Source organism: Collinsella sp. wc0529 (genome assembly GCF_046116875.1).
Taxonomy (GTDB): domain Bacteria; phylum Actinomycetota; class Coriobacteriia; order Coriobacteriales; family Coriobacteriaceae; genus Collinsella.
In genome coordinates this window covers 932558-949903 of sequence record NZ_JBJXBO010000001.1, presented here as the reverse complement: position 1 = coordinate 949903, position 17346 = coordinate 932558, and the positions used below count along the sequence as shown (strand labels likewise).

The 17346-nt window shown below is 62.3% G+C and carries 10 protein-coding genes and 1 pseudogene; 3 read left to right on the top strand and 8 right to left on the bottom strand.

The features are described 5' to 3' along the window. Positions 1–107: 107 nt before the first annotated feature. A complete protein-coding gene (locus tag ACKUTP_RS03960) occupies positions 108–1811 on the top strand; it encodes an OPT/YSL family transporter (protein ID WP_250787690.1) in 1704 nt (567 codons plus the stop codon). Positions 1812–2012: 201 nt separating this feature from the next. On the opposite strand, the gene ACKUTP_RS03955 is transcribed toward ACKUTP_RS03960, so the two are convergent. Continuing rightward, the gene (locus ACKUTP_RS03955; RefSeq protein WP_409063597.1) at positions 2013–4901 is read right to left on the bottom strand and encodes a CAP domain-containing protein; all 2889 of its coding nucleotides are present in this window, start codon (positions 4899–4901) and stop codon (positions 2013–2015) included. A gap of 714 nt (positions 4902–5615) precedes the next feature. On the opposite strand from ACKUTP_RS03955, the gene ACKUTP_RS03950 reads away from it, so the two are divergent. Beyond that, positions 5616–6773, top strand: coding sequence for an IS110 family transposase (locus tag ACKUTP_RS03950; protein WP_409063376.1), 1158 nt, complete (start codon positions 5616–5618; stop codon positions 6771–6773). 48 nt (positions 6774–6821) lie between these two features. On the opposite strand, the gene ACKUTP_RS03945 is transcribed toward ACKUTP_RS03950, so the two are convergent. Then, positions 6822–7061: a hypothetical protein gene (locus ACKUTP_RS03945; protein WP_409063596.1), complete on the bottom strand. Its 240-nt coding sequence runs from the start codon at positions 7059–7061 to the stop codon at positions 6822–6824. A 307-nt stretch (positions 7062–7368) separates the two neighbouring features. Between ACKUTP_RS03945 and ACKUTP_RS03940 the strand changes: the two genes are divergently transcribed. Further along, positions 7369–8508 carry a DUF389 domain-containing protein gene (locus ACKUTP_RS03940; protein ID WP_250787692.1) on the top strand — a complete coding sequence of 380 codons (1140 nt, stop codon included), beginning with the start codon at positions 7369–7371 and terminating at the stop codon, positions 8506–8508. A gap of 125 nt (positions 8509–8633) precedes the next feature. Here the strand turns inward: ACKUTP_RS03940 and ACKUTP_RS03935 are convergent, their stop codons facing one another. From ACKUTP_RS03935 to ACKUTP_RS03910, 6 genes and pseudogenes are all read right to left on the bottom strand, one after another. Further along, entirely contained in the window at positions 8634–9083 is a 450-nt protein-coding gene (locus ACKUTP_RS03935; RefSeq protein ID WP_409063595.1) for a hypothetical protein, read from the bottom strand. Positions 9084–9579: 496 nt separating this feature from the next. Next, positions 9580–14364, bottom strand: a complete 4785-nt coding sequence (locus ACKUTP_RS03930) for an acyl-CoA dehydratase activase-related protein (RefSeq protein ID WP_409063594.1) — start codon at positions 14362–14364, stop codon at positions 9580–9582. An 11-nt stretch (positions 14365–14375) separates the two neighbouring features. Next, on the bottom strand, positions 14376–15086 hold the full coding sequence (locus ACKUTP_RS03925; protein WP_409063593.1) for a TetR/AcrR family transcriptional regulator: 711 nt from the start codon (positions 15084–15086) through the stop codon (positions 14376–14378). Positions 15087–15207: 121 nt separating this feature from the next. Then, positions 15208–16065 (bottom strand): HAD-IIB family hydrolase, encoded by an 858-nt coding sequence (locus ACKUTP_RS03920; RefSeq protein WP_250787696.1) that lies wholly within the window; start codon positions 16063–16065, stop codon positions 15208–15210. An 87-nt stretch (positions 16066–16152) separates the two neighbouring features. Next, a pseudogene (locus ACKUTP_RS03915) lies at positions 16153–16242 on the bottom strand (P-II family nitrogen regulator); the annotation flags it as partial. An 83-nt stretch (positions 16243–16325) separates the two neighbouring features. After that, positions 16326–17345 (bottom strand): putative ABC transporter permease, encoded by a 1020-nt coding sequence (locus tag ACKUTP_RS03910; protein ID WP_250787697.1) that lies wholly within the window; start codon positions 17343–17345, stop codon positions 16326–16328. Position 17346: the final 1 nt, after the last annotated feature.

Below are 17346 nucleotides of genomic sequence, written 5' to 3'. Positions count from 1 at the left end.
GCGCGGTCGCGCGCGAGCTCACGCGGCGGCCCTTGGTAACCCGACTTCCCGCGCCGTATCCGTAGCGGCGCTCCCGGGGGAAGCGGATATACGCAAAGGAGTTCTATATGAGCAATCCCTCGAACCGCGCTTCGATGCGCGGGCAACTCACGCTGCGCGGCGTCGTCATCGGCGTCCTTGGCTGCGTGATTATCACGGCAAGCTCGGCCTACACCGCCCTCAAGATGGGCGCACTCCCCTGGCCGATCGTCTTCGCTGCCGTCATCTCGCTGTTCTTCCTTAAGCTCATGGGCAATGCCAGCCTCAACGAGGCCAACGTCACCCACACCATCATGTCCGCGGGCGCCATGGTCGCCGGCGGCCTGGCGTTTACCATCCCGGGCGCCTGGATGCTGGGCTATGCCGACCAGATCAGCTGGCTCGACATGTTTATCGTGGCACTCGCCGGCACCATCCTGGGCCTGCTGGCCACGGCACTCATCCACCGTCACTTTATCGTGGACGCCGCGCTTGAGTTCCCCACCGGCAACGCCGCGGCTCAGACCTTGCGCGCGACCGAGGCTGGCGGCAAAACCGGCAAGCAGCTCTTTGGTTCCATGGCCATCGCCGGCATCTATAGCGTGCTGCGCGACGCCCTGGGCGTGGTGCCCAGCATGCTGTGCACGCTCAACATCCCCGGCGTGACCTTTGGCATCTACAACTCGCCCATGCTGCTCTCCGTCGGCTTCCTCGTGGGCTTCGCCCCGGTCGCCTTCTGGTTTGCCGGCGCGCTGCTGGGCAATTTTGGCATCATTGTCGGCGGCACCGCTGCCGGTCTGTTTGACGTTGTGACTGCGCAGGGCATCGTCAAGTCCCTGGGCATGGGCCTCATGATGGGCTTTGGCGTCGCTGTCGTCCTCAAGGACATCCTGCCACAGGTCGCCGGCATCGTCCGCGGTCTAGCCGCCGACAGCTCCACCGACACCGACGAGCAGTCGCTCATCTCGGGCTCCCTTAAGCTCGACGCCGGCATCATCGGCCTAGGCGCTGCCGCCATCGCCGTGATCATCGCCATCGTGCTCGACCTTGGCCCCGTTCCGGCCGTCATCGTGACGCTGTTCACCTTTGTCACCACCATCATGAGCGCGCAGAGCTGCGGCCAGACGGGCATCGACCCCATGGAGATCTTCGGCCTCATCGTCATGCTCATCGTTGCCGCCTTCGCGCAGCTCGCTCAGGTCAAGCTGTTCTTTATCGCCGGCATCGTAGCCGTGGCGTGCGGCCTTGCGGGCGACGTCATGAACGACTTTAAGGCCGGTGCCGTGCTGGGCACCAACCCGCGCGCACAGTGGATCGGCCAGGCCATCGGCGGCATCGTGGGCGCCTTGGTCGCCGCCGCCGTCATGGTCGCGCTCGTCACCGCCTATGGTCCGGACGCCTTTGGTCCCGACAAGAGCTTCGTTGCCGCGCAGGCAAGTGTGGTCGCCACCATGGTCTCGGGTATCCCGAGCGTGCCGTGGTTCGCAGGCGGCTTTATCGCCGGCATCGTCATGTACTGGCTCGGCATTCCGGCCATGATGATCGGCCTGGGCGTGTACCTGCCGTTCTACATGTCACTCACGGCATTCCTGGGCTCCTGCGTCAAGCTCGCCTACGACAAGTGGTCTGCCCACCGCGACGCCACCGCTGGTCTTTCTGACGAGGAGAGGGCTGCCAAGGACGCCGCCTTCCAGGAACAGGGCCTGGTTGTCGCCAGCGGCCTGCTCGGCGGCGAGTCCATCGTCGGCGTTATCCTGGCGTTTGTCTCCGTGGGTCTGAGCCTGCTGGGCTAAGTCGAGCAGCTGCTCGACAGCAACCATATTGCCTACGATTTGCCCGGTCGGTAGCTTTCGCGGCTACCGACCGGGCTTTTTGATATCGAAACAAAGAAAGGCCGGCGCGCTGCGTTTAACAGCGAGCCGGCCTTATCGGTTAAGCTATCGAAGCGTTCCTGCTATGAACTGAAGTTCGTTGCAGAATCTACGCTCGAAACGCTACATCTGCTTGCGACGACGATCGCTCAGCGTCACACCAGCGGCCACGAGGGTGATACCGCCGATGACGAACACCTCGCCCGCAAGAGCGGAGTCATCACCGGTCTGGGCGAGCGCGGCAGGCGCAGCCTGTTTCTTGGCAACGGGGGCCTTTGCAGCAGCCTGCGCAACCTGAGGCTTGGCCTGCGGCTCAGCCTTGGGATGATACTTGTCGTACTCGGCCTGCGCGGCAGCCAAGGCATCCTTGGCATCGTCAAGCTCGGCAAGCGCGTCGGCATAGGCGTCGTTGGCGTCGGACAGCTTGGCATCGGCATCGCTCAGGGCAGCCTTGAGACCAGCGGCAGCATCGACGGCAGCCTTGTAGCGAGCGTAGGCAGCGTTCAGCTTGACCAGCTTCTCGTTGCCCGTCGTGCCCGCGGCAAGGGATGCCTTGTGGTCGACAGCCTCAAGATCGGCCTTGAGTGCCTCATCGTTGGCAAGCTCGGCCTTGGCCTTGAAGATATCGAGGTTCGCATCGACGACGGCTTCGTTGGCGGCCTCGAGCTGCTTCTGGGCATCGGCGACACCGGCGACGGCAGCGTCATAGGCGGCCTTGGCGTCGTCGACCGCCTTCTGGGCACCGGCGAAGCGCTCGAAGGCCTTGTTTGCGGTGGCAAGCTCGTCCTCGGCGGCCTTGGCCTTCGCCTGTGCGTCGGACAGGGTCTGCGTCTTGGCGGCAACTGCCTGCTTGGCGCCCGAAAGAGCGGTCGCGGCGTGCACATCTGCGGCCTGAGCCTTGTCAACGCCAGCCTGGGCAGTGTCGTCGGCCTTCTTGGCATCGTCAAGCGTGCCCTGCTTGTTCGCAAGATCCGTCTTGGCGGCATCGCACTTGGCGGCAAGGTCCTTGACCGAAGCGGTAGCGTTGTCATACGCCTCGTTGGCCTGATCGGACTTTACCTTGGCGGCGTCGCGGGCGCTGCGAGCCTTCGCCTTGTGAGCAGCGGCCTCGGCTGCCTTCGTCTTGCTGTCAGCAAGCGTGGCGTTTGCCTTATCGAGAGCTGCCTGGGCAGTAGCGGCCTCGCCCTTGGCGGCGTCGAGCTTGGTCTGGGGCGTCTTGACGTCGACACCCTTGAGTTTGGCTTCGGCGGCGGCGTATGCCGTCTTCGCGGCGGCGGTGCCGGACTTAGCCTTCTCGTACTCGCCCTTGGCGGTGTTCACGTTCGTGTCAGCCGCGGTATAGGCGTCTTGTGCGTCTTTCTGATTATTGAGAGCAGCGAGATATGCCGTATCGGCCGTGCCCAGCGTCTTCTGCGCCTCTGCCAGCTTGTTCTGAAGCTGCTTCAGCTGCTCCTTCTGCTCCTGCGTGCCGCCTGCATTGTAGGCGGAATCGATGTAGTCGTTCAGGAGCTTCTTGAACTCGGAGACTGTGAAATCAGCCTGAGTGTCATCAGCGCTGTAATCGAAGATGGTTACCTCGGAATCGGTGTTTTTACCGCTACCCGTCGCGATGCCGATAGCCACCGTAGCGGAATCGATAATGTTGAGATAGTGCCCGCAGCCGTCTCCTCTTTCCTTACCGTTCTCATCTTTTGTACCGGAATAGACATCGCGATAGTTTTGGTAGATATAGTACGAATCATAGCGATGAGCCATGAGATCTTTGCCAACCTCGCTATCCGCACCGTTCTTTTTAATCCAATTCTCGTAATTAACCTTCTCCTGAGTGTAGAGACCAGTATAGGGCCAGCCTAGGGTGTCCTCAGTCTCGCCGCCGGTATATGCACCGCCACCGCCAGCAAGATTTTCACCGTTATCCGAGTAGCAGTTCGAGTGTCCCCAGTGGTTCGACGAATATGATGCATTAAGGGCGGCGGCCACAGTCATGCGGAGGCTGACGCTGAGCGCCGACTGGCCGTTCGCCTTGCGGAGGTTGTTCTGGGTGTCGAGATATGTCAGGGCGTTTCGCATCTGCTCCAAGGAAAGCGGGTTGGTGTCGCGAGACATGTCCTGATCGACGTAATCGTCATACCACTCGGCCTTGTCATCGGCGCCGGTCAACGTCGATACGGCATCCTGGGCGTTCTTTTTCTGCGTGGCTGTGAACTGGCTGCCGCCGATGATGTAGTTCATGAAGCCGAACATACCCTGACTGATGACTTCCTGGTCAACGGTCATGTTGGACTTTAGGTCTGCAATCTGCTGCTCAAGAGCCTCAACCTGGGCATTAGCAGCGTCATAAGCCTTTTCCGCGGCGTTCGAAGCGGCGCATGCCGTCTCCCACTCGCCGCGTTTCTGCTTGCGAACTTCGACAAGCTTATCGTACGCGGTCTTCTTGTCTGCTTCGGTCTGCTGCGCCTTCTCGTATGCGGCCTTGGCGGCGTCGCGCTCGCTGGCGGCGGCGTTGTACTCCTTGTTTGCCGCATCGTATGCGGACTGGGCAGATGCCACGGCAGCGTTGGCGGCGTTGGCCTTCTCCTGCGCGGCGGTGGCGGTATTCTGGGCCGCCTGCAGGTTCGCCTGGGCGGTAGCGTCGGCATCCGTCGCGGCGTTGAGCTCCGTCTGCGCGGTCTTGAGCTCACCAGCAGCAGCGTTCATGGCGGCCTCAAGCGCACTCAGGTCAACACCCGTACCCGAGACGGCAGCATTTAGCGCGGCCTGCGCCTGGTTGAACTTCTGCTGGGCGTTATCGCGCGCGGTGGTTGCGGCTGCGAGAGCAGCGGCAGTCTCCTGCTTCTTGGCCTGGGCAGTCGTCAAAGCTGCCTCGGTATTCTGCTTTTCCTGCTGGGCGCTGGCCTCGGCAGCCTTGGCCTGGTCCAGATTGGCCTGTGCAGTAGTAACGGCCTTATTGGCGTCATCGAGCTTTGTCTGCGCGTCCTCGACGGCCTTCTTGGCGGCCTCGTACTCGTCCATACCCATGGCCTCGAGCTTGGCCTGTGCATCGTCGAGGGCCTTCTTGGCCTCATCCTGCTTTGCCTTGGCGTCCTTGAGCGCCTGGGTCTTATCCTCGACACTCTTGTTGGCCTGATCGAGCTGATCGTTGAGGTCGCCCAGCTTCTTCTGCTGCTGCTCGGTCTTTTCGACGGCCGCCTTAAGCTCGTCGATCTTCTCCTGGAGCGCGGCGACTTCTGCTGCGTTCTGCTCGATTTCGTTGTCGCTTACTGCCTGCGAGGCCTGATCCTTTTGCTGCTGCGCCTGCTTTTGAGACTGGCCCGCCGCGTCGGCCTTCTTCTGGGCGGCATCGTAGGCGGCCTGAGCGTCCTTGAGCTGCTTTGCCGACTCCTCGGCCAGCTGGGCAGCCGTCTTTACGACCGCTTGGTTACCGGCGGCAACGGTATTCTCTACAGAACTACCCCATTACAGTCTGAAATAGGTCATCGATAAATTTCGATGGCGAGCATTCGGCGCATTGCCTACGATACGGGCAAGCCCCGAGGGGCCGCCGATCGGGCGCCTCCGGATGGCCGTCTGCCCCTGCCCCGTAGAGGGCCCGGGGGGTGTTGCCACCGGGGGCGCTCGCCGCTCCGGACGACTGATAGGAAACTGCCGGGCGCAAGCGCCACGGCCAGGTAATGTGGGTGTCGCGGGGAGGGGTTCCGATCGGCCTACCGATTGGAGGATACCACCGTGGCACCAATTAGAATGTCGGAAGCCGTCATCGGGCTCGATGTCGGGAAATCGTCCCACTGGGCATGCGTCGCGACTCGAGACGGCGAGGTGCTGTTGAGCACCCCCGTCGCGAACAGGGAGGACGACCTGGACTCGCTGTTCGGCCGCTTCCCCGATGCGCTCGTGGTCGTCGACCAGTCGCGCAACATAGGCGCCCTCGCGCTCGCCCGCGCCAGGGCGGCCGGGATGTCGGCGGCGTACCTGCCGGGACTCGCGGCGCACGGGGCCGCCAGGCTCTTCGCCGGCGACGCCAAGACCGACGAGCGAGACGCGATGGTCATCGCGAAGACGGCGCTTGGCATCCCCGACGCGCTCCTGCCGGTCGGAGACCCAGGTCCGACGATTGCGGCGGCGAGGGCGCTGGCCGCCCAGAGGAACTTCCTGACCTGCGAGAACACTAGGAATAAGAACCGGCTGCGCAGCATCCTGCTGGAATCGTGCCCCGCCTTCGAGGCACTGGTCGACCTGTCCGACGGGCCCCAGCTGAGGCTCATGGCATCCCTCGGCGGGGCCTGGTCGGTAGCCGACGCCGGGCCCCGCAGGGCGGCGGCGCTCACGCGTGGGGCGGCGCGCGGTAAGATCGAGGCCCTCGTCCGCTCGACAACCTCCTCGACAAGGCCGGATGCGTCGGTCGTCGCCGCCGAGGACCGGGCGGTGAAACTGCTCGCGCGCAGGATATCCGAGAACTCGGCGGAGATCGAGGCGATCACGGCGGAGATCTCCGCCCTGCTCGAGGGCGACGATACCTACCGATGCCTCCTGACGGTGCCGGGCATCGGGCCCAAAACCGCTTCCGAGCTTGCGATCTCCATCGACATCGAAGACTTCCCCAGTCACGACAGGCTCGCGTCGTACTGCGGCCTGGCGCCGCGCAACCGCCAGTCGGGAACCTCGATCTCCTCGGTGACGGCATCGCGCCAAGGCAACAAGAGGCTGAAGAACCTGCTCATATTCTCATGTAACTGCCTCACCCGGACAGAGGGGAGATGGGGCGACTACTACACCAGGTGCCGAGAGCGGGGCATGTCGCACGGCAAGGCGCTCAAGGCGCTGGCGCGAAAGAGACTGAAGGTCATCTACGCGGTCATGCGAGACAGGGTGCCTTACGCAGCCTAGCCGAAACGCACCGAGCAGACTGAAGCCCACCGGCCTAATGGCTTGGCGTCAGCATGCCGCGATTCGGTCGCACGAAGAGCATTTCCCAGTTGACAAAACTATAGGAACACCCCCCTGAACAGAATCGCCGTTATCGGTTGACGGTGCGGCGATTGCCGCCAGCGGCGACATGAGCGGCTGAGCGATGAGGCCCGCCGTCAAAACGGTTGCGACGGCGCGGTTGGCAACGCCCTTGACGTTGACGGCCTTGGCCCTAGGCTCAAAGTGTTGTGGACTGTAGTTTGCCATGGCTTTCTCCCTTTGACACGGATGTATCCATACGCTTCAAAATGTAAGAGCTGATTTTTGAATTCTGTTGCGCAACATTGGTCACCGGCGGATTTTTTGAAATTCACGCTCTCGTGCTTCACAATTTCGTCACATATGTAGGAGCTGGTGCATCATATTTTCGCGGGATGGAATTGAGCCTGTGATTTGCATTTGCTCCCGCGTCATCCGTCCTATCGGATCCCGCGTCCAACAGGCACCCCGCCCGCCACGGTGTAGAGTTAGAACAACGGGTGCGTTGCGCGGACCGCCCTGGAACGAGGTGGACATGGAACTCGACAAACAACAGATCAAGCGACTACGCGAACGCCATCACCGGCGCCACGGCATCCGCCCTGCCCATAGCGAGGCAGCTGAGCAGGCAGGTCGCTTTCTAAAGAGGGCGTTCAACATTCGCGAGGGTCGCGCGCCCTACCACGTGATCCGCAAGCGTTTTGTAAACGGGGCGCGTCTGACTGGCTCCCACCTATGCATCCTCATCATCGCCATGCTCATCGCGAGCATCGGCCTCGATATCGACTCGGATATCGCCATTGTAGGCGCCATGCTCATCTGCCCGCTCATGGGCTCGGTCCTTGCCATGGCATACGGCATCGCCACGCTCGACCGCGAGATTACCGTCGAGGCCATCGCGAGCTTGGCTCTACAGATGGCCTTTTGCCTGGTCACGTCCACGTTGTACTTTAAGCTCTCACCCCTTGGCACCACCACGGCCGCCATCATCGACAATTCGACACCGACCGTGTGGGACCTTGCCGTCGCGCTCGCGGGCGGCTTTGCGGGTGGCCTGGGCAACTCGCGCGACCAGGAACCCGCCACGCTTATCGCCGGCGTGGCCGTTGCGACCGCGCTCATGCCGCCCCTGTGCGCGGCGGGCTATGGCATCGCCATCGCAAGCGGGCCACTGTTTCTCTCGGCGCTCTACGAGTTTGGCATCAACGTCGTCTTTATCGCGCTGGCTGCCGAAGCTGTGCTGCTTCTTTTGCGCGTACCGCTCAAGCGCGACCTCAACGGCGACGGTATTGTGACTGCAGAAGAAAACGCCGAGGTCGACGAGCTATCGCGCAAGGTGCGCCGCCGCATCATCGTGGGCACGGTAGTCTTTGCTATCCCCTGCATCGTTATGACGGCGGGGTCTATTGGCTCGGCGCAGGCCGGCGTGCAGGACGGCTACGGCGTCACCGAAACCACGCGCGAGCTTGCGGCGGTGCTGCCAGGCTTTAAGGATTACACCGTCGCCGTCGAGACCTCGGCCACCGAAGGCGACGAGGAGGGTATCGTCGAGCGCGAGATTGTCGCCCATGTGACGACAAGCGAGGCGCTTGGGGCGCACGACCGTCACGTCGCCCGCAAGCTCATCGACCTCAATGTGCCCGAACTCGATCGCGTGGAGTTTGACGTGAAGTGATGCCGGCGCGGGATGAACGCTCGCACGGATGCAAGCTACGACGAGGCGCAGACGCGATACGGACACGAGCAAATAGCGGGGTGCAGTTCACACCCGCGCCCCGCTCGCTGTTTTATTGCCGTGAATCAACTGTCCAGATCGACATCGCCCGACTCCACCGTAAACGCAGGTTTGGTGCTCACCAGATAAAATCGGGTCACTTTGCTATTTCTAAATAGATAGAGCTGGCCCTGCTCGCGTCGGCGTGACACATACGCCACGTGGACCGTACCGAATTCTTCGCCGTTTTCCTTCTTTAATATCAGGATGTTGGGGTCATCCGTACGCTTAAACTGCCCGTCTACGCAGCTGCCGTCTTTGTCGACCAGTTGCCACCGATGGTTATCCTCTTCAAGAAAGGCCAGGGTTTCCAGACTCGTCTTGTCGTCCCGATAGTAACCGTCAATGGCAAACCCTTCGGAAGCGCATTCCTGCATATAGGACGTTTCTCGACTTATAGCAAACAGCCCTGTAGCGCCCAGGAGCACAGCCAGGCAGACCACTGCAAGGGTTATCGAAATAGCACGGCGACCCATGTTAGCCCAACCGATAGTTGTTTAACGGAGCGTGAAACATACCTGGAACCTCCGATATCAGGGGGAACGTCGCCAGCAGGCTGGCGACAACTATATGTTTCTGACATCAAACCATATGGCTGCCACTCGCGGAGGGGGCATCGGCGAACGGCGTGTTTTCATACTCCATTGGTCAAACCTAAGCGCAGCGCTACAGCTCGTACTTGTACACGCGGTAGATGTACTTCTCGGCTTCCATCTCGTAGGTGGCGATGGGCAGTCCATAGCGATCGTCTCGTCGTTTGGCAGATAGGTCACACCGTGCTGGCCTGCGTTGAGCGAAAAATCGCCTTGGGCCTGCAGTAACTTGTCCTCAAAGCCCAAACCGGCCCAGAAATCGGGCGAGCCCACGGAAGGCTGTAGCAAGGTCATTTGCGCAACATATGTCCAGCAAAAACGGGTGGTAGCCGGTACGGCCACCACCCGTTTGTCTCATATCTAGCCCATAGCAGGCAAGCTACTTCTTAATGCCGCGTCCCAGACGCTTGGCGACCGATGCAACGGCCTCCTCGCTGGCCGGCCCGCAGCTCACGCAGCCATCATGGGCACGCATCTGGCCGGTGACCTCGTCCATTGCGAGCGGCGCCACCTTCTCGAGCTTAAAGCCCTTGCCGGCGCGCATGTTCTCCTTCGCCACGCTAATCATAAGCTTAATCCGGTTGAGCTGGTTGACCTCGGACGCGCCAGGGTCGTAGTCCACCGCGACAATGTTGCTCTCGGGATGCTGGCGGCGCAGCTCCTTGATCACGGCCTTGCCCACCACGTGGTTAGGCAGGCACGCGAAGGGCTGCGTGCAGATGATGTTGGGCGCACCATGGTCGATCAGGTCGAGCATCTCGGCCGTGAGCAGCCAGCCCTCGCCCATGTTGTTGCACACCGAAAGCACCGTGCGGGCCTTGTCGGCCATGGTGCCGATGCGCTCGGGCGCCTCAAAGCGGCGGGACTTTTCGAGCATCTCCTCCACCGGCGTACGCATCCAGTCCACCAGCTTAATGAGTGCCTGCATGCTAGCGCGCGCCGTGGCAGAGCTTCCCAGCTCGTCTTTTTGCAGCTCGGCATTGCTCATGGAGTACAGGAAGAAATCGAGCAGGCCCGGCACCACAGCCTCGCAGCCCTCGCGCTCGATGACATCGACCACGTGGTTGTTGGCTGTGGGGTGGAACTTGACCAAGATCTCGCCGACCACGCCCACGCGCGGCTTGGCGCCCTCGCCCACAAGCGGCATGGTGTCGAACGCGCGGATGGCTTCGCGGCACAGCTTGGTGTAGTTATGCCTGTTGAACTTGGGCGCCAGCTTGCGAGCGCGCGCCATGTACTCCTCGTAGAGTGCGTTGGCAGCGCCGGGAGTGGCCTCGTACGGACGGCAACGATAGAGCATCTGCATCATCACGTCGCCAAAGAGCACCGCGTAGACCGCCTGCTTGAGCAGCGCCGGCGTAATCTTAAAGCCGGGGTTGTCCTCGCCGAGCGCCACAGCAGAAAGCGAGATCACCGGGATCTCGGGGTGGCCACTCTCGCGCAGGGCCTTGCGGATAAGTGCGATGTAGTTGGTGGCACGGCAGCCGCCGCCGGTCTGGCTGATAACCACGGCCGTCTTGGACAGGTCGTACCGACCGCTCTCGATGGCCTCCATGATCTGGCCCGTTACCAGGATCGACGGATAGCAAATGTCATTGTTCACATAGCGCAGGCCGGCCTCGACGGCGTCGTGGTCGGTCGAGGGCAGCAGCTCCAAGTTGTAGCCGGCACCACGGAATACCTCTTTGACCAGGTCAAAGTGGATCGGCGCCATCTGCGGGCACAGGATGGTGTAGCCCTCCTCGCGCATCTGCTCGGTAAAGGGGACCTTGGGCCACGCGGTCGAAGCACTCTCGCGCTGCGCCTCGAACGTGTACTTGCGGCTCGCGAATGCGGGGGCATCCGTGGAGGGCGCCACCGGCGCGGCATCGCCCTGCTCGTAGGCCTCGCCCGCGGCCGTGGCCTCGGCCAGGCGCTCGGCCTCCTGGTCCTTAAGCGCGGCCATGAGCGAGCGGATGCGAATGCGCGCGGCACCCAGGTTGGACACCTCGTCGATCTTGAGCACGGTGTAGATCTTGCCGCTGGCCTCTAGGATTTCCTGTACCTGATCGGTGGTCAGGGCATCCAGGCCGCAGCCGAAGGAGTTGAGCTGGATCAGGTCCAGATCGTTGCGCATCGTCACAAAACGGGCGACGGCGTACAGGCGGCTGTGGTACATCCACTGGTCGACGACGCGGATGGGGCGCTCGGGCTTCACGAGATGCGCGAGCGAATCCTCGGTAAAGACCGCAAAGCCAAAGCTCGAAATAAGCTCGGGCAGGGCGTGGTTGATCTCGGGGTCGTTATGGTAAGGACGGCCGGCGAGTACGATGCCATGGCCGCCGTGGTCCTCGACCCACTTAAGAGCCTCCTCGCCCATAGTCTGGATGTCCTCGTGGAAACGCGCATCGGCCTCAAAGGCAGCGTTGACGGCGGCATCGACCTCGGAGCGCGTGATTTTAGGACCGCGCACGCGACCGCGACCGGCCTCAGCATCGGCCACACGGTCGACGGCGAGCACCTGGTACAGGCGGCGCTTGAGCTCGGTCTTGTCGTGATACGGCACAAACGGATACAGGAACTCGATGTTCTGCTCGCGGATCTCGTCAATATTGAGCGCCAGCGCCGTGGGGTAGCTCATGACGATGGGGCAGTTATAGCAGTTGCCAGCCGTCGGATCCTCCTTGCGCTCCCAACGCACGCACGGCATCCAGATGAAGTCGACATCGCGGTCGATAAGGTTCATCACATGGCCGTGGCTCATCTTTGCCGGGTAGCACACGCTCTCGGACGGCATGGACTCGATGCCCGCCTGGTAGGTCTTTTTGCTCGACTGGTCGGACAGCTGCACGCTAAAGCCCAGGCGCGTAAAGAATGCATGCCAGAAGGGGTAGTTCTCGTACATGTTGAGCGCGCGCGGGATGCCGACGGTGCCGCGCGGGGCCTCGTCGGGGCTCAGCACCTCGCGGTTAAACAGCAACTCGTTTTTCTTTTTGAAGAGGTTGGGGGCCTCGGTCTTTTGCTTTTTGTGGCCGGCGCCCTTCTCGCAGCGGTTGCCGGTAATGAAGCGCCTGCCGCCGCCAAAGTCGTTGACGGTAAGCTGGCAGTTGTTAGAGCAACGGCCGCAGCGGACATGCTTTTGCGTCACGGTGAGGTGTGCGATGTCCTCGGCCGAGAGGATGGTCGAGGTGCCGTCGGCGCCGGCGCGATCGCGGGCGAGCAAGGCCGCACCGTAGGCGCCCATGCAGCCGGCGATGTCGGGACGCACGGCATGAACGCCGGTGAGCTGCTCAAACGCGCGCAGCGTCGCATCGGACATAAAGGTGCCGCCCTGGACGATCACCTGGCTGCCGATCTCCTTGGGGTCGCGCAGCTTAATGACCTTGAACAGGGCGTTCTTGATGACGGAATAGGACAGGCCGGCCGCAATGTCGCCCACCGTGGCGCCTTCCTTTTGCGCCTGCTTGACGCGCGAGTTCATAAAGACCGTGCAGCGGCTGCCCAGGTCGACCGGGGCCTTGGCATGGATGGCAGCGTTTGCGAACGCGCGCACGTCCATATTCATAGAGACGGCGAAGCTCTCGATAAAGCTACCGCAACCCGACGAGCAGGCCTCGTTGAGCATGATGTGCTCGATCACGCCGTCCTTGACGCGCAGGCACTTCATGTCCTGGCCGCCAATGTCCAGAATGAACTCGACGCCGGGCAGGAACGCCTTGGCGCCGCGCAGATGCGCGACGGTCTCGATCTCGCCGGAGTCGGCCTTGAGGGCCTCGATGAGCAGCGCCTCGCCGTAGCCCGTGGTAGTCACGTGGCCGATGGTGCAACCGGCGGGAATGTGGTTGTAGAAATCGGCCATGATGACCTTGGCCGTGCCCAGGATGTCGCCGTTGTTGTTGCCGTACCAGGTGTGCAGCAGCTGACCGTCCTCGCCCACGAGCGCGGCCTTCATGGTGGTGGAACCGGCGTCGATACCGATGAACACGCGGCCGGTGTAGCCTTCGAGCTTGCCCTTGGGGACGACTTCCTGGTCGTGGCGGGTTTTGAACTCGGCGAAGTCCTCGTCGGTGGCAAAGAGCGGATCCAGGCGCTCGACCTCGGCACCCTGTGTGTCGCCTAAGCTGTCGATGGCCTCGATGAGCTGCGGGAACGTGCTGAGCTTGTTGGACTCGTGCGCCATGGCGGCGCCGCTCGCCACAAACAGGTGGGCGTTTTGGGGCACGATACGGTGTTCCTCGTCCAGGTTGAGCGTGAGGTAGAAGCGGTGGCGCAGCTCGGAGAGATACTGCAGCGGACCGCCCAGGAAGGCGACGTTGCCGCGGATGGGACGGCCGCACGCCAGGCCCGAGATGGTCTGGGTCACGACAGCCTGGAAGATGGAAGCGGCGACGTCCTCGGGACGGGCGCCTTCGTTGAGCAGCGGCTGCACGTCGGTCTTGGCAAAAACGCCGCAGCGGCTGGCGATGGGATAGATGGTGGTGGCGTTGGCCGCGAGTTCGTTAAGGCCGCTGGCGTCGGTGTGCAGCAGAGTGGCCATCTGGTCGATGAAGGCGCCCGTGCCGCCGGCGCAGGTGCCGTTCATGCGCTGCTCGATGCCGTTGTCGAAGTAGATGATCTTGGCGTCCTCGCCGCCCAGCTCGATGGCAACATCGGTGGCCGGGATGAGGGTCTCGACGGCACGCTTGCTGGCGATGACCTCCTGGACAAACTCCAGGTCGAGCCACTGGGACAGCAGCAGGCCGCCCGAGCCGGTAATGGCGCAGGTCATTTGGGCCGTCGGCAGCACGGTCGCGGCACCCTCGAACAGGTCGCGGGCGCAAGCGCGGACGTCGGTGTGGTGACGCTGGTACTTGGCGTAGACAATCTGGTTGTCGTCGTTGAGCACAGCGAGCTTAACGGTGGTGGAGCCCACGTCGATGCCCAGGTGCAGGTTGCCGCGGGCGGCCTCGGGGTTGAAGATCGCGCCTTCGGGGGCCTGGGCGGTGGCGGCTAGGGGCTCAGCGGCGGTGGCGGGCTCGCTAGCGACGGACGTCTCCCCTGCCGTTTTCTTGGCATCGGCAACTGCCTCAGCAACTTTCTCGGCAGCCGCGGTCGCGGCCTTCTGCGCGGCGTCCACCACGGCGGGCGCGGCCTCGCGTGCGGCAGCGACCACACGGTCTTTAATGCCCTCGACGAGTTTGCTCATTGTCTCTCCTCTTAGTTGTTGGACTCGACGGTTGCGGTGGTGTCGACCGCGTCCTCGAGCTGCAGATTCAATAGCTTCATGCCGTATTCCGGCACGTTGATATCGATGGGTTGGCCATACAGGTCGCCGGGGCGCACAAAGGCGATAACCGTCATAATGCGCGCCATGGTCTCGGGCGATTCGGTGAGCCCACGCTCAAACCAACGCTGAATCAGGCCGACCTCGGCACTCACGACGTAGGTGACGTAGTAGTCAAAGAAGGTGCCCAGCGCCAAGCCCAAAATGCCCGTCTGTGCACGCGGCACCACGGCCTCGCGTGCGGTATCGATGATCTTTTTAATAAAGGCGGGGTCGCCGCCCGGGCCCAGCAGGGCCCCGATAAGGTCGCGATTAGCCGCAAGATAGCGCAGCAGCTCAACCGAACCGGGTGCCGGCTCAAGATCATCGATGTTGTGATAGAGGTCGGGCAGCTGAGCTGCGGTGATGAGCTCAATGCGCTCACGGATCTCGGCCAGCAAGCCGTCCTCGATTTGATTGATAAAGTCGGGGATATCGCGGTAATGCGAATAGAACGTGCGACGCGTAAGGCCAGCGCGCTCGGTGAGCGACGCGACATTAATGCGCGAAAGGTCGCCGCTTTCGGCAAGCTCGCTAGCAAGTGCCTGGCGAAGGGCACGCTGCGAGCGAAGGGACCGGCGATCGCATTTCTCGAGCTGGGACAAGCGTCCTCCTTGTTACTCAGCCTGTGCGCTATTGCACAGTGCGAGTATTATTGCACACCGTGTGCATCAACACGTAAAGGCAATATTTGGGATGTGACGAAGGGGCAATCCTTTTGTCGCATTATTCGATGATGGTGCAGGAGTTCTGCTTATGCATGGTGGCGAGCATGTGTTTGGGGACGGCGTGAACCATGCAACTGCCGATGGTCGCACTAGCGGCGGCCTTAGCTGCATCGCTTGCGTTTTTGGTCGCGTAGCTGTGGCGGAAGCGCTTGAGCATGGCAATGTCGTTGCCGCCGTCGCCGTAAACCGCGACCTCGTCCTCGGCAATACCGTAGTAGCCCGCCAGCCAGGCCACGCTCTCGCCCTTGTTGCACGCCACGTCCGTGATCTCAAACATCACCGGATCGAACGGTGCGTTGACCACGCGGTCCGATCGCTCGGCCAGATATGCCTTAAGGTCGCGCTCCAGCTCGGACGAGATCACGCGACAGTTAATCTTGCACACGTCATGGCGCAGGATGTCACCGATCGACTGATCGAAATATTGCTCCTCGTGATACCCCCCACGTGCACGCATGCCGCGCATCACGATGCGCTTGATAGGACTGTCCTTTTTAAAGCCCGCCTGGTGCATCTCGAACGAACCGCTCGAGAACATGCCATCGGGCGTGGAGCAATCAAAGCAAATGTCCGGGAACGCCTTGAGCAGCTCCTCGGTAATCTGCGGATCGATGGTCCAGGTCTTGAGCACCTCGCCATGGCTGTCGCGCACGATGGACCCGTTGGAGCAGCAGGCGTCAAGCGCCAGGCCCGTAAAGCCATGCTCGCCGATCGGCAGCGTCGAGCGTCCGGTCGCGGGAACCACATGCAAGCCAGCCTCGGTCAGCTCGCGAATGGCACGGCGGATGGTCCCATCCGCCTCATGCAGGGCGTTCAGCAGCGTTCCGTCTAAGTCACTCGCAAACATCTTGATCATGGGCATGCCTCTCCTTCGTCTGCACGATATTGTAGACGAGAACGGGCGCGCCCCAAGAGAGGCACGCCCGTCAGGCGAAAGATTGTCCTACACCGCAGAGGGGCCATGTTCGCCGGTGCGGATGCGGATAACCTCCTCGACCGGCTCGACCCAAATCTTGCCGTCTCCAACGGCACCGCAATCTTGGAAACGGCGCGGCAACGGGCGCGAAACCAACGGGAAATACGCGAGCAAGGAAGCCGCGAGCGCGCCCGTCCCGGCTAGCGCCGGAACAGCTCGCGGGCTCGGTCGCGGAGGTCGGTAGCTCGGATGACGCCCTCGTAGCGGTTGATACGCAAGCGCGGGAAGGCATTGAAGAAGCGCAGGTCGCGGCGGCTGAGTGACACGCTCGGCACCGGACGGCTTATGCCCTTGCCGGCAAGGCGACGACTGAGCGACGGACGCGGCATGCTCGGCGCGGCATCGGCCACGCGGCGGGCAGCAAGTGCCAGGCCGCGAGCACCATCCGCGATAAACGTCGGCATCGAAGCCTTCTCGCACAGGGCATCGAGCGCGGCGTCACCCAGCTCGGCCAGCCACGCGTTAACGGCACGGCTGCGGATATGCGTCTGCGCCACCGAGTCGATCGCCGAATCGGGAATACGTTCAAGCATGGAATCAGACGCATCGGCAAGCGACTCGTTGATGCGGTCGGCAAGGTCGGCCCGGACGCGCTCCAACTGATCAGACAGGCGGCGCCAGCTGGCCAAAGAGCACACTGCGTCGACCATCATCGCGACCGCGACGATAAAGGCGGACAGCCGCACAATCAGCACCGGCAGATGGCCAAGCAGCCCCAGCAATGCCGGCTCCACTAAACGGCAAATGCACAACGCACCCAAGCCAAACGCGCAGGCCCAGTACAGACAGATGCGTCCGTGCAGGTTAAACGGCAGGTGCGAATAGTCCCAAAAGCGAGCGCCCGTTGTTTTTTCCAGCAGCACGCCTACGCTGTACTCAATCACGCTGCATACGAGCGCTGCAGCGACAAACTGGCTCGGGGCATCCGGAATCCCGCGCAACAGCAGCCAGCAGGCAATGCCGCCCACACCATAGATAGGACAACACGGCCCCAGCAAAAAGCCGCTGTTGGCAAATCGTCCGTGATTGAGCATGGCGCAGACCGTCGACTCCCACGCCCAGCCGCAAAACCCGTAAAAGGCAAACGAGAGCACCAGTGCCGAAAGCGGGCAGACGGCAAGCGTCGCGCCGCCAAACGCCATGTCAATCGCGGTCCCCACC

Coding starts and splice junctions, on each gene's coding strand:
- ACKUTP_RS03920 (WP_250787696.1), bottom strand. CDS start 16,065: ATGATCAAGATGTTTGCGAGTGACTTAGACGGAACGCTGCTGAACGCC.
- ACKUTP_RS03955 (WP_409063597.1), bottom strand. CDS start 4,901: ATGGACGAGTACGAGGCCGCCAAGAAGGCCGTCGAGGACGCGCAGACA.
- ACKUTP_RS03940 (WP_250787692.1), top strand. CDS start 7,369: ATGGAACTCGACAAACAACAGATCAAGCGACTACGCGAACGCCATCAC.
- ACKUTP_RS03945 (WP_409063596.1), bottom strand. CDS start 7,061: ATGGCAAACTACAGTCCACAACACTTTGAGCCTAGGGCCAAGGCCGTC.
- ACKUTP_RS03935 (WP_409063595.1), bottom strand. CDS start 9,083: ATGGGTCGCCGTGCTATTTCGATAACCCTTGCAGTGGTCTGCCTGGCT.
- ACKUTP_RS03960 (WP_250787690.1), top strand. CDS start 108: ATGAGCAATCCCTCGAACCGCGCTTCGATGCGCGGGCAACTCACGCTG.
- ACKUTP_RS03930 (WP_409063594.1), bottom strand. CDS start 14,364: ATGAGCAAACTCGTCGAGGGCATTAAAGACCGTGTGGTCGCTGCCGCA.